Here is a 26,838-nt window from a genome sequence, read left to right as displayed (position 1 = left end):
TCACGGTTTTAAGTGGTTTTATATTGTGGTATATATCTTCTCCTACTGTTCGGAGATTCATAAAGACTAAAAAGAAAGTACGTATCCAATAAAAGTGATTGGTTTCACCCTATCGCCAGAATCCGCTGATTAAAGCGATGTCAAAACAGCTAATGTAGCGGTCCCTATTTTTGAGTATTTTTTCCATAAGCAACCGTCGATCGGGGCATAAAAGCTTTGTACTTTAAAAGCCAGTCTCGCAGTTAAAGATCAATTGAGATAAGTAGTAATGTTGAGGACAGAACAGCTGGCAATGAGATTATTGTATAAAAAATCATCTAAAATATGATTAGGATCATATTTCCTCTCCTATGCCTTTCCGAATTTGGTTGTTTGATCATCAGAAGATTAAACAGAATAAATGAGATCAACTCAAAAACTTATCGAACTTATTAAGAATGGTGATGCCATAGCCATTTTAGCTGAAGATTCCTTAATAGAAAAGTTCAATGACCTCCTCAAATACAATTTAATAGATATTGTAGATGATAAGATCATTTTAACCCCCAAAGGTGAAAATGCAATGAATATGGGTTTGGATAACATATTGGCTAAATTGAGTTTGCAAGAGCACCGAAATTTTTCAGAAAACCCGAAAAGATAATAGGAAAGACCTTAGTGAAATATAATACAATATTTAATTAAATTCAAGACGGTGTTAAAACTAGCAGATCCTTTGTCAACAAAAGATAGATGGGTTTACCTGCTTTTAGTGGTAACAACAGTTTCTTTATTTTAATTAACCTATTGTCTCTGAATAATTCGCCCTAGAGTAGTCCAGAGAACTTAGCCTTGCTTTGGCAAGTTTTAGGTATTTAAGAGTATTTCTTTATACCACTACTATTTTTCAGTTTAGGAGCAGTCGTGATGTAATTTCGTATGGATTTGACTAAGATAGATAAGGTTAATGGGCTTAGAATAATCATCCTTAATAATATAGAGCTCGCAAATCAAAGGATGTGTAAGGAAAATGAGCACTACCCAGATTTTATAAAACATCCTTTCTTTATTTAAAAAAATATATTATATTTACCAACCAGTTGGTTAATTCATTTGGTTAGACAATTTAGTTAAGTAGGATAAAAATGAGAGACGAAAAAACAGAAGATCGTATTTTAATGTATTATCGGAAGTATTCCTCTCAATTACTTATTTATTAGTATTTACCTTCTGGTAATGTTGGGTATTTCTAAATATACAGATACCCAATAGCAAGCTATGTTTAATGCCTGGTTCTTTGTTGTCATTTTCATTTTGATGAGCGGCCTCTTTCTCCCCAAAAAGAGTATACCTGATTGGGACCTGCAAGCTGCCCTACTAAACCCAATCAGTATTTAGTCGAAATAGTCAGAATGGTAATGCCCAAAGGATCAGGCTTTAAAACATTTGATAAGAAAAACCCGATTTTATGGGTCCAAACTTCAAGACATATTAAAAAATAGATAAAGAATATATGTTGCCAATTCAAAGCAAAGGTATCTGATTCTGAAATTATGAATCCATCGAAAGGTTGAATCAACCAACATTTTCCAAAGCAATTTAAGGAGTAAACAAAAACCTAACGATAAACATTAAAGTTATTTATCTGTAATTCCTTGAATAGATCAATGAAATACAACAAAAATTTAAATACAACAATAGTAAGATTGGCTATACTTTGGTCAATTTAATAAACAATCAAGTATGTTAAATGTCAAAAAAGAGGGGATTATTTTAGAAAAAACGGCATTGGATTTTGAAAATAGCGGTGTTTTAAATCCCGCAGCTATTAGAGAAGGTGAATTTGTGCACTTATTTTATAGAGCGGTAAGCGAAGGGAATTATTCCAGTATTGGTTATTGTAAATTAAATGGGCCATTACAGATGGAAATAAGACTTGACAAACCCATTTTAGTTCCAGAATTTGATTATGAATGCCAAGGAATTGAAGACCCAAGACTTGTGAAAATTGAAGATTTATATTATTTAACCTATACCGCTTTCGATGGCATAAATGCTTTGGGATGTTTGGCAACCTCCAAAGATTTAATCCATTTTGAAAAAAGAGGAATTCTAGCTCCGCAGTTTACCCATGGAGAGTTTATCAAATTAGTTAAAGCAAATCCGTTAGTCGATTTCAAGCGTTATGGCTACCGTATAGAAGAAGGAATCCATCAAAAAGATGGAGTTAAAATGCTTGTTTGGGATAAAAATATAATCTTCTTTCCAAGAAAAATTGATGGAAAATATTATTTCATGCACCGTATACGAGGTAAAGTCCAATTTGTTGCAACAGCAGACCCCTTACAAGGCTTAACCCCTACTTTTTGGCAAAATTACTTTCTTCAGGTTCATGAAGCTGTATTGTTTTTGCCAAAATATGATCACGAACTAAGCTATATAGGCGGCGGTTGCCCACCAATTGAAACAGATTTTGGATGGTTGTTGATATACCACGGGGTGAAAAACAGTCCAAAAGGTAACGTTTATTCAGCTTGTGCGGCACTACTCGATTTGGAAAATCCCCAAAAAGAAATTGCAAGACTACCTTATCCCTTGTTTAAACCTGAATATCAATGGGAATTGACAGGCGAGGTGAATAATGTTTGTTTTCCGACGGGTGCAGTGGTTTTTGAAGATACCCTATACATTTATTATGGTGCTGCCGATGAACTTATTGCCTGTGCATCAATGTCTTTATCTGAATTAACCAAAGAGTTATTGGCACATAAAAAATAAAGTAAAAGATAAAATTTTTCAACTAATTCCAAAATAAATGGAACTTTAGATCAATTATTTGAAACGCTTACCTTAGTACAACCAAGAGTAATTAATTTTTTCTCATCATCATTCCTTATGCCCTTTCAGAATATCTTAAACAACAGAATTTTTAAAGTAGTATATTGTCCTGATGGTTTCCATAAAAATACTTTTGTGCTTGATGGATAATATAGTCTCTACCAGCTTACAAACACTGATTATCATCGAATTAACATATTATATTAGCAAGGTGGAATATTCACTTACAGTGTGCCATATGATAAACTTTTTACCCCCCCTACTTATAAATAATTCAAAGCAGTCTGAAAATCATTTAGTAGCCAGCTGGAAAGGATTCACTATAAAAAGTCTTACCAAAAACACTTCTCTTCAATGTGTCTTGTTCTATCTCAACCGAAACTGCCATAGATGTAAAAGAAGTAAATGGCCTTTCAAAAGTTGGTATTTCATTCCTTAAACTAAATATAAATCTAGCCCATATGTCTGTGAGTATCCCCAAATTCTCCTATTTCCTAACTATTGCGATCGTGCTTTATTGTAATACTATGGTATTTGCCCAAACACGTACTGTTGCTATCGTTAAAGATAATCATACCGCTTATTTAGACAGTTTGGAGCAACAGCTAAAAAATGAGATAAATAATTTGCTCATTGGTCAGTATGACATCGCCTACCAGAGTTTTTCAGGAAATGGTGATTCGGAAAGAATCCAAACGGATTTACATACTATTTTTGATTCCGGGGAGGCAGATCTGGTTATTGCTATTGGGCTCCAAAGTAGTGCCTTATTACACCAGAAAAGAAACTATCCCATTCCCTCCATAGCCATGATGGTTATGAAAGATACTTCCGTTACGAAAACCGGTATTAATAACTATACTTTCACCTCTCCATATCAGTCTTTTGAGGACGTGGCAGGTCTTTTTTCCGACATGTTTAATATTACTGAGATAGGCGTGCTGGGTGCACCGGAGTTCCTTTTGGGTGAAGAGAAATTGCACAATAAAGAAACTCCAAGGCTTACTCCTCTTTTGCCTAGCCACACGAAAATACCAGACTCAATTCAAGGACTTCTTATCATACCTACGGCGTTTAAAGATACCTTATTAGTAAACAACTTTATTCATCAGGCTAATGAAATGGGTATACCTTCTTTTTCAATCGGTGATCCATTTTTCAATAAGGGATGGACAGCAAGTATCTTTGAAGAAAAACTTATGGAACCCTCCATAAGAAAGGTAGCTCTTGATTCCCGCCATATTTTTGAAGGAACGAATGCGGCTGAAATCCCTATTATTAAAAAAGTTACACCCTTCCAGTTAATTATAAACATGGAAGGTGTCCGGCAAATTGGCAAACTGCCCGAATGGGAATATCTGGAGCAATCTATCCTCATCAACACAGCATCCTCCCCCACCAGTGAAACGCTTACGATAGAAAGAGCCCTCGCTATGGGAATCCAGGAGAAGCTTTCTCTAAAAAAATCTGAGGTGACCGTTGATAAGTCCTTGCAGGAGATAAAACAAGCCAAAGCCCTATTGAGGCCTGAAGTCAATGCTTCTGCCAGTAACGTATGGTTAAGTGATAACCTGGTCGCCGCTTCTTTAGGGCAGAAAGGAGAAATGACCTTTAGTGGAAGCTTGAATTTTCAGCAGGTTCTGTTCTCCGAACCTCTCTTTGCCAATCTTGCCATAAAGAAACTACTGAATGAAAATTTAGAGGAAAAACATAAACAATCTATCTTGGACGCTGTAGTAAACATTACCCAGAATTATGTTTCTCTATTGTTAGCCAAGGCCGATCTCGACTTGCAAAATGAAAATTTAAATCTGATCAAACAAAATTTAGCAACTGCCAAAAACAAAGAAAGACTGGGTGCAAGCAAACAATCTGACGTCAATCGCTGGTTGAGTGAACTCAATCTCGGACATATCCAATTGAACACAGCACAGGCTAATTATAAAAAAGCTCTGTACCTCTTGAATGAAGGTCTGAACCAACCTATCGCTACTTCCTATGACCTCCCGGAGAGCATTGATATCAAATCTGTTTTCAAATTTCCGGAGACGTTGTTGGCTCCTTATCTTGAAGATGAATTTTTATTAGAGACACTTGCTGGTTTCTACCTGAATGAAATGCGTAGAGATGCCCCGGAACTTCAGCAATTACGTTTAACAGATAAAGTCATTTCACGCCGGATCAAATCGGCAAAGAGAGAGTTTATCCTCCCTCGCCTGGTAGGTTTTGCATCTGCTAATGATATCTTTGTCTTAGAAGGTCTTCAAACAAATCCAAACTTCTCCGTACCACCACCACCGCAAGACCTCACCTGGAATGCCGGTATAGGGATTGAATTTCCGATACTGGACAACAGAAAACGCAAAACCAGCTTTGAACTGGCTCAGTTGGATTTACAAGATCTTGAATATTCAAAACAAGAAGTCGAGAACACTTTAGAAAGAAATATCCGTTCCCAGATTCAGCAATTTAATTGGTCCTATAGATCTCATCAACATGCCAAAAATGCAGCTACCGCGGCTTCCGCCAATTTTGTGCAGGCAAATGAATCCTACCAACAGGGATTTATATCTATTACCCAACTCCTGGATGCACAGGCTGCGAAATTTAATGCAGAATTACTGGTATTGCAAACCCAGTATAAAATGATCCTGGATTATGTTCTGCTGGAGCGGTTTACAGGTAAAATACAACTTTTGGAATCAGATGAAGATCAATTGGATTACCAAAATAGACTTCAACAATTTTTATTCACCTCAAAATAAAGCTTGAAAAAATATGAATACTATTAAACTTTATGTGATCGGGTGTCTTATTGCTCCTCTTTTTCTTGCTTCCGCCTGTAAGAAAGATGCCAAAGATCCAGAAACCATACGTACTGTTTTCTATCAACGAGCCGATGCCCACGCTACCACGCAGGAAACCATACTTCCGGGTATTGTGGCTTTTAACCAGGAAGCTAAGCTAAGCTTTAAATCGGGAGGTGTTATTTCTGATATTTTGGTGAAAGAGGGACAAAAAGTAGACAAAGAAAGTTTACTTGCTGTCATTGATAACCGTGATTATCAGGTGCAAGTCCGGCAGGCAATTGCAGGAAAAGAAGGTTCTATCGCTAATCAAAAAGCGGCAGAAGCCCAGGTGGAAAAAGCTAAATCCACCTTGGCCTCTAGCAAATCAAATTATTTACGAACAGAGAAATTGTACTTAAACAACCATGTTTCATTAGCTGAATATGAGAATGCTAAATCACAATATGAAAGCGCTAAGGCTGCGTTGAATACCGCCAAAGCCCAAAACAAGGCTGCCTTGTCTCAGATACAAGCCTCAAATGCCCAGGTTAGTGCTTCCCAAAATCAACTGGACTACACCCGGCTATATGCTCCTTCCAATGGAACGGTATCTCAAGTGTTAATGGAAGAAAATGAAATGGTAGGTGCGGGAATTCCGGTCATGGTATTGTCTTCTCAAGATGATTTGGTAGTAAAAAGTGTAGTTCCGGAATTGTGGATTGACCGGATCAAACATGGTAAAGAAGTTACAATAGAACTAAGTTCCTTGAATAAAACTACCGCAGGAGAAATTATTGAAATAACTCCCAAGACCCCTACAAATACAGGTTATCCAATTAAGGTATCTTTTAAAGACCATACCACTGGAATTAAACCCGGGATGTCTGCAAAAGTAAAGATTCCTTTAGAACAAGCCTCTGATCCTGACCACTTGATAATAATAGATACCGATGCTGTATCTAAAGATGTTGATGGGCATTTCGTATATGTATTGGATGAGGAAGAGAACGACCTGTTTATTGCTAGAAGGCGCTCGGTTGAAGTAGGTACCATAACTAAGAATGGATACATCATCACAGAAGGATTGAAAAACGATGAATTAGTAATAACTGCAGGCACCCGGTTTTTGTATGATGGTATGACTGTGAAAATTCAGGAAGCAGCAAATAATTAATTTTTGTCAATGAACCTTACCAAAAACACCCTCAATAATAGCCGTATCTACATCATTGCCTTGATTATCATTGCTGCAATGGGCGTAAAGAACTACTTCGATTTGTCCCAGGACAGTATGCCACCTTACACGATTCGAATGGCAACCGTAATTACACAATTTCCTGGAGCAAGCCCTTTGAGAGTAGAAGAACTGGTTACTGACCCTTTGGAAGAGTCCATTAGAGAGATGGTAGAAGTAAAATCAATTGAAAGTGAATCACGCTCAGGTTTGTCGGTCATTACGATCGAATTGGAGAATGAAATCTCTAATGAAAATTTAAGAGACGTCTGGGATGAACTCCGGCAAAAAATGGATGATATAAAACCCTTACTTCCACAAGGAACCTTTGGCCCGATGGTGAAAGATAAGGATATAGGAACTGTTTTCGGGGTTATTCTTGGTGTCACAAGTGATGGTGTTGAGCAAAATATTGTAGAGGAACATGCCAGAGATATAAGAGATGAGTTGTTACAACTACCCGATGTTGAAAAAGTCAAATATGGAGGAATACAGGAAGAACGGGTTTACATAGAAATGGACGACCAGCAATTATCCCGATACGGGCTGACCGCAAAACAACTCAAAAATATTATTGCAAGTACCAATATCTTGTATTCAGGTGGCGAATTGGTTTTGGGTAAACGACGAATTTTAATTGAACCTACAGGAAACTTCGAGACCATAGACGATGTTAAGAATACCCTGATCCCGGTATCAAATGGAGCTTCTCTACTCCTTGGAGACATCGCTAATGTATATAGCGACTATGTTGCTCCCAGAGAGAAAATTGTAAAGGTAAATGGTGAGCAGGCTATCGCTTTATATATCTCGTTAAGGGATGGAGCTAATATTGTAAACCTAGGAGATGATGTGAGTCAATTGATTCAAAAAATCAATACCGAACTCCCCATTGGAATAGAACTCGTAAGGGTTGCATCACAAGACCAGATTGTTTCCAAGCAGGTCAATGATTTCTTGGTGTCATTAATCCAGAGTATCGTAATTGTACTTACAGTCATGTTACTTTTCTTAGGCTTTAGGACCGGTTCGTTGGTGGCAGCACTTATTCCCATGGTAGTGCTTTTTAGCTTCTTTTTCATGTATGTACTGGATATCGGGTTAAATAAAGTATCATTGGCGGCTTTGATTATCTCATTGGGCTTGTTGGTTGATAATGGGATTGTTATGGCAGAGTCCATTTTAACCCGCACTGGATCTGGTCAAAGTGTGCGTGATGCATCCATTGCCGCATGCAAATTACTGATGATCCCGCTGCTTATTTCTTCCCTTACCACTTCAAGTGCGTTCCTTTCATTTGCATTGGCACAAACGCCAATGGGAGAAATGGCCTCTCCGCTGTTCTATGTCGTAACCATTGCTTTACTAAGTTCCTGGTTCTTAGTATTCACTTTTGTTCCCTTACTGGCCCTCGCGATTGTAAAAGTAAAACAAAAGTCACATCACCAAAAACAGAGCCGGCTGGATAGAGGTATGGAAAAGTTAAACCTTTGGTACAACAAGGTACTGGTAAAAGCACTGAAAAACCCTTTGCTCGTTACTGGGGTTGTACTATCCCTTTTTGTTATATCTCTTATTGCCTTGCCATTTCTTCCTTTCAAACTGGTACCAGATAGTGACAGGAATTTGGTTACCGTAGATATAAAACTGCCTACCGGCACCAAAATTGAATTAACCGAAAAAACGGTAGCGGTAGTAGAAGAATATATAAAAGATTCCTTGTTGGTAACGAATGCCGGAAACGAACGAGGTGTGCTTGACTTCTCGTCCTACATCGGAGAAGGTCCTGAAGCCTATGACCTGGGCTTTATGAAGGATGAACCAAACTCCAATTATGCACACATGCTTCTAAACACCACCGGAGATACAGATAATGAATACATCATAGAAAAGCTGGATCAATTCTGTTATACCAATTTGCCTGAAGCAGATATAAGGGTGAACAGGCTAAGTGGAGCCGGAGCAGCAGGCACTCCTGTGGAAATATATATCTCAGGGAAAGACATGGAAGGCTTAGCAAAAATCGCGGAACAGTTAAAACAGCAAATGTATACCGTTAAAGGAGTTAAGAATGTTACTGATGATTGGGGACCAAAAATTAAAAAATTAATTGTCCAGATAGATGAGACAAAAGCCAAACGCGTAGGTCTCACCAATGCAGATATTGCTACTGCTTTATCTACCGGTTTATCTGGTTTTTCTGTGGGAAGCTTTAGGGAAGGTACTAAAAGTATACCCATAATTTTGAAAGAACCCACTACGGAACTAGAACATTCCATTGAATACGTAAATTCCCTAAATGTCTATTCCCCTCAAACCAATCTGAATGTCACCCTTGGCCAAATAGCAGACGTAATTCTGGATTGGCAATTTGCCAAGGTAAACAGGAGAGAGTTAAACAGAACTATAACTGTAGGAGGTTATCTGAAACCCGGATATACAGCCAAGGATATTTTCACGGACCTTACCCCCTGGCTGGAAGAACAAAACAAAATATGGGACGGAAAATACAGTTACTCCTTTGGAGGCGAAGATGAGGATACCAACGAAAACCTGGGGGCTATCTTTCAGTGGTTACCCATTTCCTTCGGGCTTATTATATTTTTACTGGTTTTGCAGTTTAATTCTATAAGAAAAGCAGGGATTATCATTGCCACCATTCCACTAGGTATGATAGGTGTAGTCATTGGCTGGTATATAGGACAATCTTTCGTTAGCTTTTTCGGAATTCTTGGAGTGATTGCCTTAGCAGGGATCCTGATCAATGACTCCATAGTTCTGCTTGACCGTATTGATGTAGAGAAAGAAGAGGGACCAGATATCACCTGGCAGGATGCTATTATGCGAGCTGCCAATCACAAATTCAGACCTGTACTCCTTACTACACTGACCACATCATTGGGGATGATTCCCCTATTGATAAGTGGAGGGCTGTTGTGGGAACCCCTGGCTTTGGCAATTATATTCGGGTTGTTTTTTGCCACTGTACTGATTCTTTTACTTGTTCCGGTATTATATCGCTTGCTATTTAGAGTAAGTTTTAAAGATTATGAATTCGATGCTTCTACTTTGCACCATTAAGATAGCGTGAAAACAGGCAAAAAAAAAGTAAGAAATAAATCTCAGTACCTAAAAAAACTAATAAATCACTTACGCTTACCATTTTAAGGTATAAATATCCGTAAAAACGATCCTTAGAAAATGCCGTTGGTTTTTATAGAAAATAGAACAGAAATATATCAAATTCCGCGATTTAGCCCGTTATTTCTCTAATGCTGTTGAACACAAGATAAATAACTCAGATCCTACATAGAAGGCAAAACTATTATCATACTGGAATGATTAACCTTGTTTTCTCTCCTAGCTATCTTTTTTCTACCAACCAATGATTAGCGAAAGAGTCTTTCTGGATTGACTTTATAAAGCCAGGAGAGTTTTTAGGAGGTTCCGATTTTTAGAAATTTTCATTAATTTACAGAGTATTTACCTTACCTATACTTAAACACATTATCCATTTTATATATCGATAGGAGGTTTGATATTTTAGGAGGGGTGCTGATAAATACTTATCTGAAAGAAGGGCTAATGCTGGAATCACAATCTGAAAAACTCTGAATTTACTATATCCAAAAGTTTCTTCGAGATAATCTTATAGGTTCAAACGCTTATATACTTCCTTTTTGTATTTTTCTCCTATAGGGATCCTCACATCTCCAACCTGGATTTTTGTTTTCTGAATCGCTGTTATAAAATCGATATTAACAACGAAAGATCGATGAACCCTAAAAAATTTGGAGGATGGAAGTTTTTCTAATATTTCTTTAAAACTTGACAAGGTCAATAGGACCTTCCCAGATGGTTTCAGGTGAAATTTCAAATAATCCTTTAATCCTTCAATGTATGCCAACTCATTCAGGTTTACTCTCATTCTGTCATATTCCGCTTTTATGAATATGAAATCAGGTTGAGGATCGTCGGTCTCATTTTCGGTCCCCTTTCTTGAACCTATTTCCAGTTCATGATTTTTTTTAGCCCGGGCAACAGCTTTTAAAAACCGATGAAAAGGAACAGGTTTTATTAAATAATCAGTCACGTTTAATTCGAATCCCTCCAAAGCATATTGAGAATAAGCAGTGGTTATAATAATTTGTGGTAAATTTTCAATATTTCTTACCAGATCCAATCCATTAAGGTTTGGCATCTCTATATCCAGAAATATCAGATCCACCTTATTTTTGTTTAAAACATTAATGGCATCCAGAGGGTTAGTACATGTTGCTAAAAGTTCCAGCCCATTAACCTGAAGGATGTAAGATTCAATGACTTCAATAGCTAAAGGCTCATCATCTATAATTACTACAGTCATTATTGATCTAATTTGAGTGTTAAATTTACAATAAAATTACCTCCTTCTTCTTTCACCTCAAAAGTATGGGCATCGGGGTATAAAAGGTTTAATCGCATCTTGCTATTTTTTATGCCAATCCCAGAAAATTTATTTTGGTTTGGTTGGCTCTTCAAAAAATTTGAACAGAAAAAGACCAAGTGATTTTCATTTACATGAATTTTAATAACGACAATAGAATTCCCCTTTTCGTTTATCCCGTGTTTAAAGGCATTTTCAATAAAAGATATTAGAATAAGTGGTTTGATCTTTTGGGCAGTAACTTTTCCTGTAATTTCAAGATTAATACCGCTGGTATTTTTTAGTCGTAAACGTTGCAACTGAACAAATCTACGAATGTGATTCAATTCTTTTTCAAGTGATACCGTATGGTGATTGGTCTCATACAGCATATATCTCATTAATTCTGAAAGGGCTATAATTGCCTCTGGAGCCTCAGGACTTTTTTTATGGGCTAGAGAATAAATACTGTTAAGAGAATTAAACAGGAAGTGAGGGTTTAACTGGTTTTTCAGAAATTTCAATTCTGAAAGTGTTTTTTGTCGTTCAATTTCCTTCTCTCGTATTTTGTTTTTTACCCACTCCTTATATAACTTAATTATTGTCCCTGCAATTAAAAAAGCCAGGTTTATTATGATGATTCTCATTATGCTGAACGTCCTGAATAAGGGAGAAATTTCCAGATTCGAAAAAGATTCCCTTAAGACATAAAGCGGCGAAGTCAGTGGTTCCATAATATAACCAAACATGACAGACAGTGTGAGAAGTAAAACAGCAGAAACTACATAATAGAAAATGCGTAGTTTTAACAAAAGCTGGGGGACAAGAACTAAATAATTAAAATAAAACAACACCACATATCCTATGTATGTTAAAGGGAATCCATAGGTGTAGGTGCCCAGGATGAGATAATCAGGCAGGTAATTTATGACACCTAAACCAAGCCATATTAGTAGATGCAGAAGAATTATTTTCCCCCTATGCCATTGAAAAATTTTGAACATTTTTTTATTCAGCACAATTAAATGAAATTTCCAATTCTCTTAATTCCGAAAGAGAGATCGCAGGATTTGATCCCTGTTGCATCTTCTGTAATACATAAGATGCTATCCGATCAGCATCTTCCCGGTCACAAAAAGGTTGGTTGTTCTCTATAGCAGGTATAAAATCCTGCTGAACTATAATATCTTCTTCTGAAAGAATTCTATACCCAAAACCAGACCCGGTTTTATAAATTTCTACCTGAAGCTCATTATTTTTAACATTTTTTTGAATGAGCATTTGATTCATTCCTAAAAATGCCAAAATCAAAGAAACAACCACTCCTGCAATTAAAAAATTAAAATCAAAAATTTTTGTAAGATTCCCCATATTTAAAAAATGAAACCTAAAGTCATTTACACCATAATTGGGATATCACAGCGAAACAACTTCAGGTTTCTGCTAACAAATTAAACAAAACCAAACTAACCAAACATTTTAATCTTCATCATCATATTCCTCATGAGGAAATAATTCATAGAGATCATCTAAATATATTGTGCCGGACCTTCCCAATCCTACAAAAGACTGGTCACCTGTACTAAAACTAACAGCATCCTGTCTTACAACCGCTTCCAGGGATGTGATTTCTTCCCATTCATCAATTTGGGGATTATATTCCCAAATAGTAGAGAGGCTCCCCCCCCGGTAACCGGTGGCAATGTACCCCAGTCCATGCTGTTCAAACCCTACGGCCCTTGATCGCATTATTGAATAATCATCTTCTTCATCCAAATCCAACTTCTTTGTAAATATTTCCGTTTTTGGATCAAAAACCCAGAAATCATCCTTGTAGAGGCCATTACTTTCACCCGTACCTATGTACACCAGCTCGTCTATAATAAAATAGGTGCCAGACCTTCTTTTTTCTCCACCAAATCCAGACAATTCTTCCCATCTATCTTCAGATGGATTATACTTAAAAAAATCTTTTCTGTCATTACTCCCGTCATATCCGGTACCTATATATCCGTGGTTGGCTATACCAAAACCAATCGCCTCTCTCCTAATTCCTCCTGCATAATCAGCTTTCCGTGTCCAACTATTAGTACTGCTATCATATTCCCAGAAATCGTCTAATTCAATATCCCCGTCATAACCTGTCCCTAAATACCCGTTATTACCAATTGCAAAGGCCACCGCTGCGCTTCTTGGTTTACCTGGAAAGTCCGCTTTTTGTACCCAGTAATTTCCCACTATGTCATATTCCCAGAAATCATTCAAATAGTCATCTCCATCATAGCCGGTTCCCATATAACCCTTACTTCCTATGGTGAATGAGACTGCATTCGTTCGAGGAATTCCATCGAAGACGGATCGACTGATCCAGTTTCCTCTTTCAAAATCATCATCGGTGCTACAACTTATACTTATAAGACTTAGAAGTAATACCGGAATTACTATTTTTTTCTTTATCATCTCTATCTATATTATTTTTAGTTAAACATTAGTTTGATTCCTGAAGAAAGAAAAGGAGATGAATCCAACTTAAAGGTTGAGATAGTTTTTTCATTTTCATTCCTTAAGGAAAAATTATTCTTTAGAAGGTAACCTATACCAAAATCGAATGACCAAAATTTATTTAGTTCGTAAGAATAATTCACATTTAGGGAAGACCACTCCCATTTTAATTTATTGGCAGGATCATTGTCTTCCAGGTAGCGAGGAGAACTTAAATTGGCATACTTACCTTCGTATTGCAACCCAGCACTCAAAGAACCAGACGGACCCAACATGTACGTAATTTTAGATTCCGGGAATCCCAGTTTAAAATATAATCTTTCGGAAAGTCTGGAAGAAAATGACAGCACTGGAAGAAATTCAGGCTCTCCAAGATATCTGGAGTAGGCCACTCCCAGCTTAAAATAAAATGGCTTTGTATCTACTTCTCCCCTCAGTAAAGCAAAGGCTCCTCCATAAAGAAAAAGATCTTTTGAAGATAGGCTGTTTTTTAAATCGCTTGTGAGAGTAGGTTCTAATTCAAGATGAAGTTCCAGGAACTCGGATATCTCATAGTTTAAGTTCACAGCATAGCTGAAATCATATATCCTGGAAGGGTTATTATCGTTAGTCGAATATTCTATAGGGAAGTCCAAATGATCTACTTCGAATCCCAGGGCATGTTCAAAACTTAAATGCTTAAATCGACTGGTGAAACCTGCATATAATTTAGACCTGCTAATTGTAGTATATTCTTCACCTGACGGATAAAGACTGTACTGCAATCCTATATATTCGCCACTGGTTTGGGCAAAACTTTTAGTTCCAAGACCTAAAACCAGAATCAATACCAATCTATTTTCCATCCTCATTATTGAATTTTGCCCAAAAATATCTGTGAATCTCCCGAAGGAAAAACAAAATAGATCAACAGGAAGAAAAGGTCGTCCAATCAGCAGATTTTAAAGACGAAGCTCCTTAGTTCATTTTCATCGGCAGATTATGCTGTCTGGAATGGAAAAAATACCGTTTAGTCTAAAATCCTTTATTTCTCCTTTCTCTCTGAATATGTTTGCCAAAAATAAAAAGACAGGCAGAATGGAATTGCGCAGCTTCACCCTTATACTCTTGATTTTTACAGCAGTTGCCTGCAGTGATGAGATTCAAGAATCTACAATAGGAGACAAATGGATAAATAGTGATACGAGGATTATTCTTTTTGATACCCTTAGCGTTAAATCATCAACTTTAAAACTCGATTCCTTAATTGTTTCGGGCTCCGAACGCGTGCTGATAGGACAATATGATGATCCCGTCTTTGGAAAAGTAAATAGCAAGTCTTATTTCCAATTTTTACCAACCCGATATAATATTGATTCTGAAGCGAAATATGATTCTATAGCTTTTATTCTTAGGTATGACAGATATAGTACAGGGGACACATTATTTTCTCAAAAGTTCCTGATTTCTGAAGTGACCGAAGACCTGAAGCCTCATGATCAGTTCTATTATAACACCAGTTATTATGATTCTGCCCCAGGTATTCTTACAGCACATGAATTCGCCCCCAGGCCAAGATCTAAAGATTCAGTCCATATTTCCTTAGATAAACAATTCGGTGAGATACTCTTCAAAAAATTACAGGATCAGGAGATTACAAATCCTGACAGATTTTTGAATCGATATCAAGGTTTGGTCCTGGAGCCTGATCACTCAGGCACAGCAATCCTGGCCTTCTCTAAAAATAGTTTTCTAAGAATTTATTATACAAATAAAGAGGAATTAGAAGATAAAGAGGAAATACTAGACCTTAAAGTATTGCCTGAAAATACATTCCATAATACATCAGCGGGATTAACCAAAGACCCCTTACCAAGTTTACCTATTCAGGAACAGAGTGTCCCGAGTAGTGAAACGGGAAACCTGAGCTATATCCAGGCGGGGACTGGTATTGCAACAAAAATTGAAATACCCCATCTGAAAAGCCTTGAAGATATCGAAGGAACAGGAAGTATTGTAGAAGCAAAATTGAAGTTTTATTTAAATACTTCTAAGGATAGAACCATACGGCCGGTGAAAGATTCCCTTCGTCTGTTTATCATTAATCATAGAAATGAGATAATAGCGGACGTGGTCGGTTACAATAACCAGCCAACCATAGCGAATATTGAAAAAAAAGAAGGTGAATTTAGCATAATTAGATATTCGGTCCCGATCAAAAAATTTATTGATGATAAAAATAATGCATACGACGGGGACGACTGGTCCCTTTTGATTTATGCCCCAAATTTAACCTCTTCTGTAGATGCCTTTGAGTTGTATGGAGAGGCTGCCGCAAAGGAACTAAAGATGAAAGTTGAAATAACCTATGCCATTTATGATGAATAAAATTAACTATTCGTTTTTGATTCTCCTTTTTTATACCACTATATCTATGTCTCAGAGTAATGAACTTTCGGTGTCACCCTACTCATACTACGGTTTAGGATTGACCAATAAGTTGGGACCGGGAAAAACGAATGCCTTAGGGAAAGCCGGTATTGCTTTATCCTCAACCGAGGAGATAAATAATCTTAATCCAGCCTCTTTTGCGGCAGTCCCTCTTAATAATTTTTTTTATGACGTTGGCCTTAGGTATCAGCAGTCCTATTTGACCAAATCCGGAGAAACTGAGGATAAAAGCAGTGGTAATTTTTCTAGCCTTGCAATCGCGTTACCTCTTTCGGAAAAATCAGGTTTGGGCATAAGTCTCCTTCCATATACCAATGTAGGTTATTCCATCTATGGTATTGAAGCTGAAATTGAAGGAACAGAACGGAAATTTTACAGCACGATCGAAGGCTATGGAGGTTTAAATGATTTTAAAGTAAGTTTTGGAACCACACTTTCTGATAAGTTAAGGATTGGTGCTTCGGGATCCTTGCTTTTCGGTACAATAACAGAAAATGAAAGGAGTATTATTGAGACCAATGCGACGGTTGTTAGAGAAAAAAGTAATTACGTCGGGGGACGAATAGGATTAGGATTACAATATGACTGGAGTGAGAAATTAACAGGCGGATTGGTGATAAATTCACCCTCAGAACTTTTTGGAGGACAGGTCCAGGCATATTCCCAGGTATATGAGGGACAAACCTTAGAAGGATCACATGATTTAGAGCTACAAAGTTTTTATCTGCCCCTTGAAATTGGAATTGGAATCGAAACCAGTTTAAGCAGAAAAATGACGGCTTACCTCGATTATAAACGAAATTTTTGGACCCAAACAGACCAATCTGACAACCTGGGAGATTATGTAGACCAGAATTTATTGGGAGTCGGCCTGGAATTTTCTCCGGGCGGTAACCCATTGAAATATTTTAATCGGGTGAAATATCGTGGAGGCTTTGAGTATGATTCTGGTAATCTGGAAATAGATAATGAAAAGGTTCAAAATGTTGCTTTCAGTTTAGGTTTGGGATTTCCCATTAACAGTAGAAGGAAATCAATGTTGAACCTACACTACTCCTATGGAAAAGAGGGACAACTCTCCACTATCATGATACAGGAAAATTATCATCTTCTATCGTTAAATATCAGCCTGCAGGATATTTGGTTTGTTAAACGAAAATTTGACTGAAAAAAATTAAAAATTATAGTATGAAAGGACTGAAAAATTTATTTATATTTGTCAACCATTTGGTTAATGCAGCTGGTTAAATAAATTAGTTAATGTAAAAGGAAAAAAATGAAAGACGAGAAAACAGAAGATCATATTTTAAATGCAGCAGAAAGGGTGTTTCAACGTAAAGGAATGGATGGTGCCAGAATGCAGGAAATCGCTAATGAAGCAGGAATTAATAAAGCAATGCTACATTATTATTACAGAAGCAAACGATTCCTTTTTGAGGCCGTTTTCACCAAAGCATTTTCTCTCATTGCACCGGAGATAAATAAAGTTGTAAATGATGATACTGACCTTTTTGAAAAAATAAGGGACTTTACTTACAGCTATATTAGTTTTACCCAAAAACACCCTTACCTACCAAATTTTATAATCCAGGAACTTAACCGGGATTCGGATTTCATCAATGTCCTCCAAACCAAAAAAGGCTTTCCCGACTTTCGGAAATTTCAGGCACAGGTTGAAAAAGAAGTACGGGATGGTAAAATAAGATCTATAAAGGCGGAACAGCTTTTTATCCATCTCCTATCACTCAATATTTTCCCCTTCTTAGCTGCTCCTCTGATAAAAGGCTTCCTGAAAATAAATGACAGGACCTACAAACAGTTGATGGAGGAAAGAAAAGAAGAAATATCAAATATTCTTATCAATCATATTAAGGTAAAAGAATGAAAAAAATAAATGTTTTAATACTGCTTTTGATTAGTTCAGTATCCTCGGCTCAGGAAATCCTGACCCTTGGAGAGTGCTATGATCTCGCAGAAGAAAATTATCCTTTAGCCAGTCAGATAACACTTTTGGAAGAGAAGACTGCTCGCGAATTGGAAGTAATCCAAAAAGATTACCTGCCAAAAATAGATGTAAATGCAAAAGCAAGTTACCAATCAGACGTTACAGAAATCCCGATAGATTTTGGCGGTCAAAGCTTTGAATCGGTTGACAAGGACCAATACCGGGCTACCCTGGATGTTGAACAATTAATATTCAATGGAGGTAAAATAAATTCCAGAAGTGATCTTAAAGAATTAGAATTACAGGCTCAGGCACAGGAAGTAAGGGTTACCCTATATCAAATAAAAAAAAGGATCAACAAGTACTATTTTTCAATTTTACAACTTGGGGAACAAATGGATCTTCTGGACTCCAAACGGGATGTCTTGTCTGAGAGAGTAGATGAACTGGAATCTCAGGTAAAATACGGAACGGCTTTACCCGCATCTGAGGACGTCTTAAAAGCTGAAATATTAAAAGTTAAACAACAACAGGATGAATTGGAATCCCAGCTTCATTCAGCATTAAATAGTCTATCGGCATATATAGCCAAACCCGTGGACACTTCAACGGTCCTGGAATTACCTCAACAGCGAATGTTTATTCATAATGAAGGATCCCGGCCTGAGACTGAGTTGTTCAAACTTAAAGAAGAAGAACTGGACCAAAACAAAAAGCTCCTTTCAAAAAACCTTTTCCCGAACATATATGGTTTTGCCCAGGGAGGTTACGGTAAACCCGGGTACAATTTCCTTGACAATTCATTCCAGGATTTTTATATGGTGGGAGTCAAACTGAATTGGAATGTATTTGACTGGGGAAAGGTTAAAGAACAGAAAAAATCCCTCGACATTTCTAAAGAGCTGATAGATGCAGAAAGAGAGACCTTCAATTTCAATAACAATATTGAACTAGAGGAAGCGAACAGGAATATTGTCAAGATCCAAAATATGCTGGTTAAGGACAGAGAGATCATTGCATTACGCGAGGGAATTGTCGAAACAGCAAATTCACATCTTAACAACGGAATAATCACCCCTTCGGAATACTTAACCGAGTTCAACAATTTATACGAAGCAAAAATAAATCAACAACTTCATGAGATAGATCTTGAAATGGCAAAAGCAAATTACAAGGTAATAAAAGGAAGTACTGAAAAATAAACCATGATGAAAAAAGGAATTTTAATACTGGTATCATTTACAATTGCAGGCCTTGTATCCTGCAGCGATGAAAATAAAGCAGATGGATATGGCAATTTTGAGGCTACAGAGATTATAGTTTCTGCAGAAGCCCAGGGGAAAATTAAATATTTTAATGTCCGGGAGGGGGATGAAATTGAATCGGGAATCCAGGTGGCCCTGATTGATACCACACAACTTCATTGGGAAAAGCAGCAATTACTGGCTTCTAAAAAAACAGTAGCCTCTAAATCTCAGGGTGTATTCTCACAAATAGATGTATTAAATGAAAAATTAAAAATTGCTGAACAGGAAGAAAAAAGGGTGAGAAACCTTTTTGCCGAAAATGCAGCAACACAAAGGCAGGTCGACCAGACTGAAGGGGAAGTACAGGTGATAAAGGAGGAAATAAAAAATGTCAAGACCAGGAATGCACCTATAGTGAATGAGATTCAATTAATCGATGCTCAAATTGGAAAGATTAATGACCTGATAGAAAAAAGTATCATTGAAAACCCTTTAAAAGGAACCGTATTGGCAGGATATGCTGAACCAGGGGAAATTACAGGGTTCGGGAAACCATTGTACAAAATAGCTGATTTAGAATTTCTGACCCTAAGGGTGTACATTAGTGAAACCCAGCTTTCAGATATAGAACTCGGCCAGGAAGTAACGGTGAAAGTTGATTCCCGAAAGGAAAATATGAAGTCCTACCCCGGGAAAATTACCTGGATCTCCTCTTCGGCCGAATTTACCCCTAAGACCATTCAAACCAGGGAAGAAAGAGCAAATCTTGTATATGCTGTTGATGTAAAAGTAAAGAATGACGGTTCCCTCAAAATAGGAATGCCTGCTGAAATGTGGGTGTCAACTGAAGAGTAGATTATTGAAAGAAATAATATGAGCATCACATTAAAAAATATTACCAAATCTTACAAAAAGGTCACAGCGGTCGATGACATCTCCTTTGAGGTGAAACCTGGTGAACTGTTCGGCCTGATCGGTCCGGATGGTGCAGGAAAAACAACCCTCTTCAGAATTCTTACCACATTGCTTTTTGCTGATAAAGGCGAAGCTACGGTCGCAGGATATGATGTCGTGAAGGATTACAAGGAAATACGAAAATCTGTCGGGTATATGCCGGGGCGATTCTCGCTGTACCAGGACCTGACTGTTGAGGAAAACCTGGAGTTTTTTGCGACCATTTTCGGCACTACCATAGAAGAGAATTACGACCTGATCAAAGATATCTATGTCCAGATCGAGCCTTTTAAAAAAAGACGGGCAGGAAAACTTTCAGGCGGAATGAAACAAAAGCTGGCCCTGTCCTGTGCCCTTATCCATAAACCGAAGGTCTTGTTCCTCGATGAACCCACTACCGGGGTAGACCCAGTCTCCCGAAAGGAGTTTTGGGACATGCTAAAAAGGCTAAACGACAAAGGAATCACTACCCTGGTTTCAACCCCCTATATGGATGAAGCTGCCCTTTGCGATCGGATCGCACTAATCCAGGAGGGTAAAATATTAAAAATAGACTCACCCTCGAATATTATTGACCAACATGAAAAGCAGATTTATAATGTAGAAGCAAAGGATATGTACCAGCTTATACAGAACCTAAAGGAATTCCCCGAAAATGAAAGCGTATATGCCTTCGGAGAATTTGTTCATTATACACATTCAAATGAGAACTTTCATCCTGAAAAATTAGAGAAATTTTTATCAGAAAGAGACCATAAGAACATAAGCATCAAACCTACCTCCCCTAGTATCGAAGATGTCTTTATGGATTTGGCCAGGAAGAAAGATGTAAAACCCACAGAAAATGAAGCCTGAAGAAACAGTCATAGAGGTAGAAAATCTAACCAAGAAATTTGGAGACTTCACCGCTGTAAATGAGATTTCCTTTAAGACCTATAAAGGGGAGATTTTCGGCTTCCTTGGAGCAAATGGTGCAGGAAAAACTACCGCGATGAAAATGCTAATCGGAATTTCAAAACCAACTTCAGGAGAGGCTTCTGTGACCGGCTTGGATGTTTTTTCCCAGCCCGATCAAATCAAGAAGAATATTGGTTATATGAGTCAGAAATTCTCTATGTATGATGACCTAACTATAAAGGAGAATATCACTTTTTTCGGCGGAATATATGGTCTGGATCGGAAAACGATAAAAAATAAAATTAAACAAATTATTGAAAGTCTCGGTTTGGAGGAGGTTGCTAATAAGCTTGTCGGGGCACTCCCTCTAGGCTGGAAGCAAAAACTAGCATTTTCAGTGGCTTTATTACATGATCCGAAGATTGTTTTTCTGGATGAACCAACAGGAGGGGTGGACCCAATTACCCGCCGCCAATTCTGGGAATTAATTTATAAACAGGCTTCGCAGGGCACCACCATATTTGTGACCACGCATTATATGGATGAAGCTGAGTATTGTGACCGGGTTTCCATAATGGTGGAGGGAAAAATAGAGGCTCTGGATACCCCTAAAAATTTAAAAACTGAGTATAAAGTCGATTCTATGGATGGAGTATTCCTAAAATTGGCTAGAAATATCGAATAGGTTCTTATAGCAAAGAATAGCCTTATAAAAGTTTATATGAAACGTTTTATCGGATTTGTAAAAAAAGAGTTTTATCACATTTTTCGCGATAAGCGATCCATGTTTATTTTGTTTGGAATGCCCATAGCCCAGATTCTTCTATTTGGTTTTGCCATTACAAACGAAATCAACAATGTTGAACTAGGAATACTAGATAAATCAAAAGATCACGAGACCCTTAAGATCATTAATAAAATAAACGCATCAGAATATTTCACAATAGAAAATGTTGTGGAAAATGAGAACGAAATAGAGGCTGTGTTCAAAAAAGGAGAAGTTAAAGCTTTTCTTGTCTTTGAAGAAGGCTTCGCGGAAAACCTGCATGCGCTCCACAAGGGAAAGATCCAGGTAATCACTGATGCTACAGAACCCAATACGGCCAATACCATTGTTAATTATGTACAGTCTATAATTCAGCATTACCAGCAGGAATTAAACAGTACATCAGACATGGGTGTTCAGATAGATATCCAAACACGAATGTTTTTCAATACAGAGCTTAAAAGTGTATTCAATTTTCTGCCGGGGGTAATGACAGTTATACTCATGCTGGTGTCGGCCATGATGACCTCTATTTCTATTACCCGGGAAAAGGAATTGGGTACTATGGAAATTTTATTGGTTTCTCCCTTAAAGCCAGTCCAGGTTGTTGTTGGAAAGGTTTTTCCTTACATATTTCTATCAATAATCAATGCCTTGGTTATTCTTATTTTGGGTGTAACGGTTTTTGGAATGCCTATAGAAGGTAGTTTAATCCTTCTGGCTTTTGAAACTGTTCTGTTCATTATTACTGCGCTCTCTTTGGGAATTTTGATCTCAACCATTGCTGAAACTCAGCAGGCAGCCATGATGATCTCACTTATGGGGCTTATGTTACCCGTGATCCTGCTATCAGAATTCATCTTCCCCATTTCCAGTATGCCTGATCTGCTGCAATACATCAGTCACTTTATACCTGCAAAATGGTTTATAATTATTTTAAAAGGTATCATGCTAAAAGGAGTTGGTCTTATTTATCTGTGGAAAGAAACAGTCATTCTGATTGTAATGGCTGTTTTTCTCATTGCACTGAGTATTAAAAAATATAAAATCAGATTAGAATAATGAAGACCATAATCTATATCGTTCAGAAAGAGTTTCGGCAAATATTCAGGAACAAAGGGATGTTACCCATTATTTTTGTTCTTCCCTTACTGCAACTGATAATTCTATCTAACGCAGCCACCTTCGATATTGAAAATATCAAATTCTCCTATGTAGATCATGACAGGAGCTCATCTTCCAGGGGCCTTGTAGAGAATTTTGAAGCCTCCACTTATTTTAATATTCTTAATTCCTTCCCTTCCCATAAACATGCTTATGAAGCCATGGAAAAAGGGGAAGTAGATGTAATCCTGGAGATCCCTTCCGATTTTCATACCCAGCTTATTCGGGAAAAGCAAGTTGATTTGGGAGTATATATAAATGCAATAGACGGTTCCAAAGCAGGGGTAGAAAGTGTCTATATCAATCAAATCATTAAAAACTTCAACAGGAACATTGCAATCAGCACCACCGGCTTTAATCCCTTGCAAAATCAAAAAATTGAAGTTCTAACTGTCCCCTCTTTCTGGTACAACAACACACTTAATTATAAGATTTTCATGGTTCCGGGGATCCTGGTTCTACTGGTTACAATGTTGACCCTTTTCCTCTCCGGGATGAATATTGTCCGGGAAAAAGAAATAGGGACCCTCGAACAGATCAATGTAACCCCTATAAAAAAATACCAGTTCATAATAGGAAAACTGTTTCCATTCTGGGCTCTAGGTCTACTTATAATGACTATAGGTCTTTTGATTTCCAAGATCATTTTTGCAGTGCCGATGATTGGAAGCATTCCGCTTATTTATCTGTTTACCACTGTTTACCTCCTGGTGATCCTGGGTATGGGTTTATTTATTTCTAATTATACCGATACTCAACAACAAGCTATGTTTATTGCCTGGTTCTTTGTTGTCATTTTTATTCTGATGAGCGGCCTTTTTACTCCCATAGAGAGTATGCCTGATTGGGCCCAAAAAATAACCCTACTAAACCCCATCAGGTATTTTGTCGAAATTATCAGAATGGTAATGCTCAAAGGATCGGGCTTTAAAGATATTATACCGCAGCTAACAATCATTTCAGGTTACGCCCTGGTTATGAATGCGCTTGCTGTATGGAGTTATAAGAAAACAAATTAAGCATTGAAAAACCATCACTCAATAAAGGCAAAGAGATGAGCAAACTGAATCTAAAAAATCTATTAAGCCTTGCAGCTGCAATATTTGGATTAGTTACCCTATTTGCAAGTAGCTCGGTTCTGTTCGGATATTCTGATGTTCTTGAAAAAGAAGGAAATTACCCCTCCTTTATTCTTTGGGTAAATCTTCTTACCGGACCATTATATCTGCTAGCAGCCATTGGTTTGGCCTATTCCAGAAAATGGACACTGTATCTGCTGCTAATAATACTAATAACCCTTGTTATAAGTATTACAGTATTTATCCTCTTACTGAAAAATGGAGAGAATTATGAAACAGAAACACTGGTGGCTCTCTTAATACGAATAACTTTTACCAGTATGCTCACCCTGTATGCATACTTTAAAACCATAAAAAAAATAAAAAGATGAAAATAATGAAAACACTACTGACCCTTTTGAGCATTTTTACATTTGGATTATCAATGGCCCAATCGACTAAGGAAAACCACTACACACTGCATATAGAGGCGGATAATTTCCGAAACTCCAAGGGTGTAGCCCAATTTGCCCTTTACAATCAGGATGGAACTATACCCGATGAGAAACTTAAAAAATATTTCAAAAAAGAAGTAGGAGAGGTTCAGGATGGAAAATCATCTGTAACTTTCAAAAATTTACCCAAAGGACGTTATGCAGTCACCCTTCTTCATGATGAAAATAGCAATGAAGAAATTGATAAAACATTCTTCTTTCCTAAGGAAGGTTTTGGGCTTACCAACTTCGATAAAATATCTCTTTCAAACCGTCCTGACTTTTCAAAAGCCAGTTTCGAACTAACTGGAGATACAACGAAAAAAATCAAGCTTATCTATAAATGAAAATCAAAGTCTTGACAGGCTTTTTCCTGTTATTACATATAATCACATTTGCCCAGGATGAAATAGATTCTTTGCCAAAGCTGGATCTGACCAAAATGGCTCTGGTCAATCAGAGTGATAGCTATATTACCTTCCCTACAGATATAGGCAATCTTGAGCCGCTAATTTTCGAAGCCAATGTAAATCCAAATTTCGTTATCAGAGAAAGGGCGGATTCTAAACTGATGGCGATCCTTACTCCACAAATAAGGATCAGGATGTATGACAAAGAATCCTATCCGGTTCAAACCCCCAGTTATATTCCTCAAATCTCATTGTATCACATGATATCCGAATCTGGAGCTTTGAAAAAAACTTCCATCTTTGGAAAAATTGCTCATCACTCGAATGGCCAGGAGGATCCTTTCTATAAAGATTCTACTTATACGGAAGTGAATTTTCAATCAGGAAATTTTGCAACCAATTTTTTAGAATTTGGGGTTCTCAAAAGCTTCTATAGCCATAAACGTAATGCGTTAGGGTTCTTAAAATCATCAGTTGAAGTCCACCCTTCTGGCTGGATGATTAGAGAAATGAGAGGCACATACAGTGGGTTGAGATGGCATAACTCTTTTCTTGCCTACAAATTACCTATGGACAAACCCTTTTTCACTGAAAGCAGGAGAGCACGTTTTTCGTTGAAACTTGAGACCTCTTTAATGCTGGACCAGGTAAATGACTGGGACCTGCTTGATATAAACAGGTTGAATGCCACTTTAACTGTATACTACCATCCCAAATTTTTAGAAGATATTGGTTTTTTTATACAGGCCTATAAAGGAAGAGACTATTATAACATATATTATCATAACGACATTGCTGCAATCCGCTTCGGGTTGATGACAGAAATTTTGAGGTTTTAGCCCATTATATAGGGTAATATTATACCTAAAAATCACCTAACATCTGACAAAGTTAAAAATCCAACAAATGAAGTTGTATTATATTGATATCGAAAAAACCGTTTTTGGTGAAAACGAAGTACATGAAGAAGGCTGCTATCGCTTGCCTAAAAAAGAGAAGATGAAATATATTGGAAATTTTGCCAGTTGCCATACCGCGGTAAAAAGGGCCCGAAAACAATTCGAAGATGCTGTAGGATGCTATTTTTGTACTGGCCAATGTAGTTAAGTACTTTAAATGTGTAAAATCCGGTGAAAAACACACAGCCAATCACCTGAAATTCGGCGTGCTATTCCGGAAAAACGACACCCATCCGGCAAAACAGACTTTAGAGTAATCTTAGTTCTTGAAGGTCCAAAGAAGAGAAAGGGAATATTTTATTTATGATCTTCCTTTGCAATAAAACTTAAGTAATTTTTAAGGTTACCCAAAGGAGAAATAGAAATCCTTCTATTTAGGTGAATTCATTCATTAAAAAATAACTAATGGCTGCTGTCAAACCAAAAAGAAATATCATAACGGAAAACATTAAAAGTCTTTGCTTTTTTGCGATAATTTTCCCCAGAAAATACAGATCACTAATCATTTCATTATAAAGGCTTTGTCCATCTATCATTATCCGGTCAAATTCCTTTCTGAATTCTTCCAATGACTGTTTGGAAAAATTGGCGGCATATAAGGTTCCCTGGTAATTACTTTTCCTGAAGGATTTTCCAAGATACCGATGCGGTAACATACTGAATAAAGCCATTACCATCGATAATAAACCACCTATAACTAAAATCCTTATTCCATAATTTTCCTTCACCCCCGCACTCTCGACATTTAGCACTTGAATTCCTATTAG

Annotated in this window: 24 protein-coding genes; 18 read left to right on the top strand and 6 right to left on the bottom strand. The window is 37.3% G+C overall.

The genetic code is table 11. The features are described from left to right. The first annotated feature begins 400 nt into the window (after positions 1 to 400). The 5 genes from BM266_RS15975 (at position 401) to BM266_RS15955 (ending at position 9,921) form a co-directional block, all read left to right on the top strand. Positions 401 to 643: a hypothetical protein gene (locus tag BM266_RS15975; RefSeq protein WP_093411462.1), complete on the top strand. Its 243-nt coding sequence runs from the start codon at positions 401 to 403 to the stop codon at positions 641 to 643. A gap of 1,079 nt (positions 644 to 1,722) precedes the next feature. After that, complete coding sequence (locus BM266_RS15970; RefSeq protein WP_093411460.1) at positions 1,723 to 2,757, top strand: glycoside hydrolase family 130 protein; 1,035 nt, start codon at positions 1,723 to 1,725, stop codon at positions 2,755 to 2,757. 416 nt (positions 2,758 to 3,173) lie between these two features. Further along, complete coding sequence (locus BM266_RS15965) at positions 3,174 to 5,582, top strand: TolC family protein (protein WP_093411459.1); 2,409 nt, start codon at positions 3,174 to 3,176, stop codon at positions 5,580 to 5,582. A 13-nt stretch (positions 5,583 to 5,595) separates the two neighbouring features. Next, a complete protein-coding gene (locus tag BM266_RS15960) occupies positions 5,596 to 6,780 on the top strand; it encodes an efflux RND transporter periplasmic adaptor subunit (protein WP_093411457.1) in 1,185 nt (394 codons plus the stop codon). A 9-nt stretch (positions 6,781 to 6,789) separates the two neighbouring features. Beyond that, entirely contained in the window at positions 6,790 to 9,921 is a 3,132-nt protein-coding gene (locus tag BM266_RS15955) for an efflux RND transporter permease subunit (protein WP_093411455.1), read from the top strand. A gap of 568 nt (positions 9,922 to 10,489) precedes the next feature. Here the strand turns inward: BM266_RS15955 and BM266_RS15950 are convergent. The 5 genes from BM266_RS15950 to BM266_RS15930 all read right to left on the bottom strand — a co-directional run bounded on the left by BM266_RS15950 (position 10,490) and on the right by BM266_RS15930 (position 14,592). After that, positions 10,490 to 11,206, bottom strand: coding sequence for a LytR/AlgR family response regulator transcription factor (locus BM266_RS15950; RefSeq protein WP_093411454.1), 717 nt, complete (start codon positions 11,204 to 11,206; stop codon positions 10,490 to 10,492). Continuing rightward, positions 11,206 to 12,249 carry a sensor histidine kinase gene (locus BM266_RS15945; RefSeq protein ID WP_093411452.1) on the bottom strand — a complete coding sequence of 348 codons (1,044 nt, stop codon included), beginning with the start codon at positions 12,247 to 12,249 and terminating at the stop codon, positions 11,206 to 11,208. Before BM266_RS15945 ends, BM266_RS15950 begins: the two co-directional genes overlap by 1 nt. 4 nt (positions 12,250 to 12,253) lie before the next feature. Further along, entirely contained in the window at positions 12,254 to 12,616 is a 363-nt protein-coding gene (locus BM266_RS15940; RefSeq protein ID WP_093411451.1) for a DUF4907 domain-containing protein, read from the bottom strand. A gap of 108 nt (positions 12,617 to 12,724) precedes the next feature. After that, on the bottom strand, positions 12,725 to 13,705 hold the full coding sequence (locus BM266_RS15935; RefSeq protein WP_093411449.1) for a Kelch repeat-containing protein: 981 nt from the start codon (positions 13,703 to 13,705) through the stop codon (positions 12,725 to 12,727). Between the two features lie 17 nt (positions 13,706 to 13,722). Then, positions 13,723 to 14,592 carry a DUF6268 family outer membrane beta-barrel protein gene (locus BM266_RS15930; protein ID WP_093411448.1) on the bottom strand — a complete coding sequence of 290 codons (870 nt, stop codon included), beginning with the start codon at positions 14,590 to 14,592 and terminating at the stop codon, positions 13,723 to 13,725. 232 nt (positions 14,593 to 14,824) lie between these two features. Between BM266_RS15930 and BM266_RS15925 the strand changes: the two genes are divergently transcribed. From BM266_RS15925 to BM266_RS15865, 13 genes are all read left to right on the top strand, one after another. Beyond that, positions 14,825 to 16,114: a DUF4270 family protein gene (locus BM266_RS15925; protein ID WP_175494824.1), complete on the top strand. Its 1,290-nt coding sequence runs from the start codon at positions 14,825 to 14,827 to the stop codon at positions 16,112 to 16,114. Positions 16,115 to 16,130: 16 nt separating this feature from the next. After that, positions 16,131 to 17,345 carry a BamG family beta-barrel-assembly machinery protein gene (locus tag BM266_RS15920; RefSeq protein ID WP_175494823.1) on the top strand — a complete coding sequence of 405 codons (1,215 nt, stop codon included), beginning with the start codon at positions 16,131 to 16,133 and terminating at the stop codon, positions 17,343 to 17,345. A 108-nt stretch (positions 17,346 to 17,453) separates the two neighbouring features. Continuing rightward, entirely contained in the window at positions 17,454 to 18,062 is a 609-nt protein-coding gene (locus BM266_RS15915) for a TetR/AcrR family transcriptional regulator (protein ID WP_093411443.1), read from the top strand. Next, on the top strand, positions 18,059 to 19,324 hold the full coding sequence (locus BM266_RS15910; protein ID WP_093411442.1) for a TolC family protein: 1,266 nt from the start codon (positions 18,059 to 18,061) through the stop codon (positions 19,322 to 19,324). Before BM266_RS15915 ends, BM266_RS15910 begins: the two co-directional genes overlap by 4 nt. A gap of 3 nt (positions 19,325 to 19,327) precedes the next feature. Beyond that, positions 19,328 to 20,224: an HlyD family secretion protein gene (locus BM266_RS15905; protein ID WP_310686965.1), complete on the top strand. Its 897-nt coding sequence runs from the start codon at positions 19,328 to 19,330 to the stop codon at positions 20,222 to 20,224. Positions 20,225 to 20,242: 18 nt separating this feature from the next. Beyond that, positions 20,243 to 21,178: an ABC transporter ATP-binding protein gene (locus tag BM266_RS15900; protein WP_093411440.1), complete on the top strand. Its 936-nt coding sequence runs from the start codon at positions 20,243 to 20,245 to the stop codon at positions 21,176 to 21,178. Then, positions 21,168 to 21,905 (top strand): ABC transporter ATP-binding protein, encoded by a 738-nt coding sequence (locus BM266_RS15895; protein WP_093411439.1) that lies wholly within the window; start codon positions 21,168 to 21,170, stop codon positions 21,903 to 21,905. The genes BM266_RS15900 and BM266_RS15895 overlap by 11 nt, the downstream gene beginning before the upstream one ends. Positions 21,906 to 21,941: 36 nt before the next feature. Then, positions 21,942 to 23,048 (top strand): ABC transporter permease, encoded by a 1,107-nt coding sequence (locus tag BM266_RS15890; RefSeq protein WP_093411437.1) that lies wholly within the window; start codon positions 21,942 to 21,944, stop codon positions 23,046 to 23,048. Beyond that, a complete protein-coding gene (locus BM266_RS15885) occupies positions 23,048 to 24,169 on the top strand; it encodes an ABC transporter permease (protein ID WP_093411435.1) in 1,122 nt (373 codons plus the stop codon). Before BM266_RS15890 ends, BM266_RS15885 begins: the two co-directional genes overlap by 1 nt. Positions 24,170 to 24,204: 35 nt before the next feature. Beyond that, positions 24,205 to 24,600 carry a hypothetical protein gene (locus BM266_RS15880; protein ID WP_093411433.1) on the top strand — a complete coding sequence of 132 codons (396 nt, stop codon included), beginning with the start codon at positions 24,205 to 24,207 and terminating at the stop codon, positions 24,598 to 24,600. After that, the gene (locus BM266_RS15875; protein ID WP_093411432.1) at positions 24,597 to 25,049 is read left to right on the top strand and encodes a DUF2141 domain-containing protein; all 453 of its coding nucleotides are present in this window, start codon (positions 24,597 to 24,599) and stop codon (positions 25,047 to 25,049) included. Before BM266_RS15880 ends, BM266_RS15875 begins: the two co-directional genes overlap by 4 nt. Next, entirely contained in the window at positions 25,046 to 25,951 is a 906-nt protein-coding gene (locus tag BM266_RS15870) for a hypothetical protein (protein WP_093411430.1), read from the top strand. Before BM266_RS15875 ends, BM266_RS15870 begins: the two co-directional genes overlap by 4 nt. A 67-nt stretch (positions 25,952 to 26,018) precedes the next feature. Beyond that, positions 26,019 to 26,219, top strand: coding sequence for a hypothetical protein (locus tag BM266_RS15865; RefSeq protein WP_093411428.1), 201 nt, complete (start codon positions 26,019 to 26,021; stop codon positions 26,217 to 26,219). A 226-nt stretch (positions 26,220 to 26,445) separates the two neighbouring features. On the opposite strand, the gene BM266_RS17185 is transcribed toward BM266_RS15865, so the two are convergent. Continuing rightward, a partial coding sequence (locus BM266_RS17185) for a Pycsar system effector family protein (RefSeq protein ID WP_175494822.1) occupies positions 26,446 to 26,838 on the bottom strand: 393 nt, incomplete at its 5' end.

Source organism: Salegentibacter flavus (assembly GCF_900115145.1).
Classification (GTDB): Bacteria; Bacteroidota; Bacteroidia; order Flavobacteriales; family Flavobacteriaceae; genus Salegentibacter; species Salegentibacter flavus.
The sequence above is the reverse complement of the archived record's forward strand: the minus strand, read 5'-3'. Positions and strand labels throughout refer to the sequence as shown.

Bases quoted from the DNA above. Each gene is read 5' to 3' on its own strand.
- BM266_RS15975 (WP_093411462.1), top strand. From the start codon at position 401: ATGAGATCAACTCAAAAACTTATCGAACTTATTAAGAATGGTGATGCC.
- BM266_RS15970 (WP_093411460.1), top strand. From the start codon at position 1,723: ATGTTAAATGTCAAAAAAGAGGGGATTATTTTAGAAAAAACGGCATTG.
- BM266_RS15960 (WP_093411457.1), top strand. From the start codon at position 5,596: ATGAATACTATTAAACTTTATGTGATCGGGTGTCTTATTGCTCCTCTT.
- BM266_RS15955 (WP_093411455.1), top strand. From the start codon at position 6,790: ATGAACCTTACCAAAAACACCCTCAATAATAGCCGTATCTACATCATT.
- BM266_RS15950 (WP_093411454.1), bottom strand. From the start codon at position 11,206: ATGACTGTAGTAATTATAGATGATGAGCCTTTAGCTATTGAAGTCATT.
- BM266_RS15945 (WP_093411452.1), bottom strand. From the start codon at position 12,249: ATGTTCAAAATTTTTCAATGGCATAGGGGGAAAATAATTCTTCTGCAT.
- BM266_RS15940 (WP_093411451.1), bottom strand. From the start codon at position 12,616: ATGGGGAATCTTACAAAAATTTTTGATTTTAATTTTTTAATTGCAGGA.
- BM266_RS15935 (WP_093411449.1), bottom strand. From the start codon at position 13,705: ATGATAAAGAAAAAAATAGTAATTCCGGTATTACTTCTAAGTCTTATA.
- BM266_RS15930 (WP_093411448.1), bottom strand. From the start codon at position 14,592: ATGGAAAATAGATTGGTATTGATTCTGGTTTTAGGTCTTGGAACTAAA.
- BM266_RS15925 (WP_175494824.1), top strand. From the start codon at position 14,825: ATGGAATTGCGCAGCTTCACCCTTATACTCTTGATTTTTACAGCAGTT.
- BM266_RS15915 (WP_093411443.1), top strand. From the start codon at position 17,454: ATGAAAGACGAGAAAACAGAAGATCATATTTTAAATGCAGCAGAAAGG.
- BM266_RS15910 (WP_093411442.1), top strand. From the start codon at position 18,059: ATGAAAAAAATAAATGTTTTAATACTGCTTTTGATTAGTTCAGTATCC.
- BM266_RS15905 (WP_310686965.1), top strand. From the start codon at position 19,328: ATGATGAAAAAAGGAATTTTAATACTGGTATCATTTACAATTGCAGGC.
- BM266_RS15900 (WP_093411440.1), top strand. From the start codon at position 20,243: ATGAGCATCACATTAAAAAATATTACCAAATCTTACAAAAAGGTCACA.
- BM266_RS15895 (WP_093411439.1), top strand. From the start codon at position 21,168: ATGAAGCCTGAAGAAACAGTCATAGAGGTAGAAAATCTAACCAAGAAA.
- BM266_RS15890 (WP_093411437.1), top strand. From the start codon at position 21,942: ATGAAACGTTTTATCGGATTTGTAAAAAAAGAGTTTTATCACATTTTT.
- BM266_RS15885 (WP_093411435.1), top strand. From the start codon at position 23,048: ATGAAGACCATAATCTATATCGTTCAGAAAGAGTTTCGGCAAATATTC.
- BM266_RS15880 (WP_093411433.1), top strand. From the start codon at position 24,205: ATGAGCAAACTGAATCTAAAAAATCTATTAAGCCTTGCAGCTGCAATA.
- BM266_RS15875 (WP_093411432.1), top strand. From the start codon at position 24,597: ATGAAAATAATGAAAACACTACTGACCCTTTTGAGCATTTTTACATTT.
- BM266_RS15870 (WP_093411430.1), top strand. From the start codon at position 25,046: ATGAAAATCAAAGTCTTGACAGGCTTTTTCCTGTTATTACATATAATC.
- BM266_RS15865 (WP_093411428.1), top strand. From the start codon at position 26,019: ATGAAGTTGTATTATATTGATATCGAAAAAACCGTTTTTGGTGAAAAC.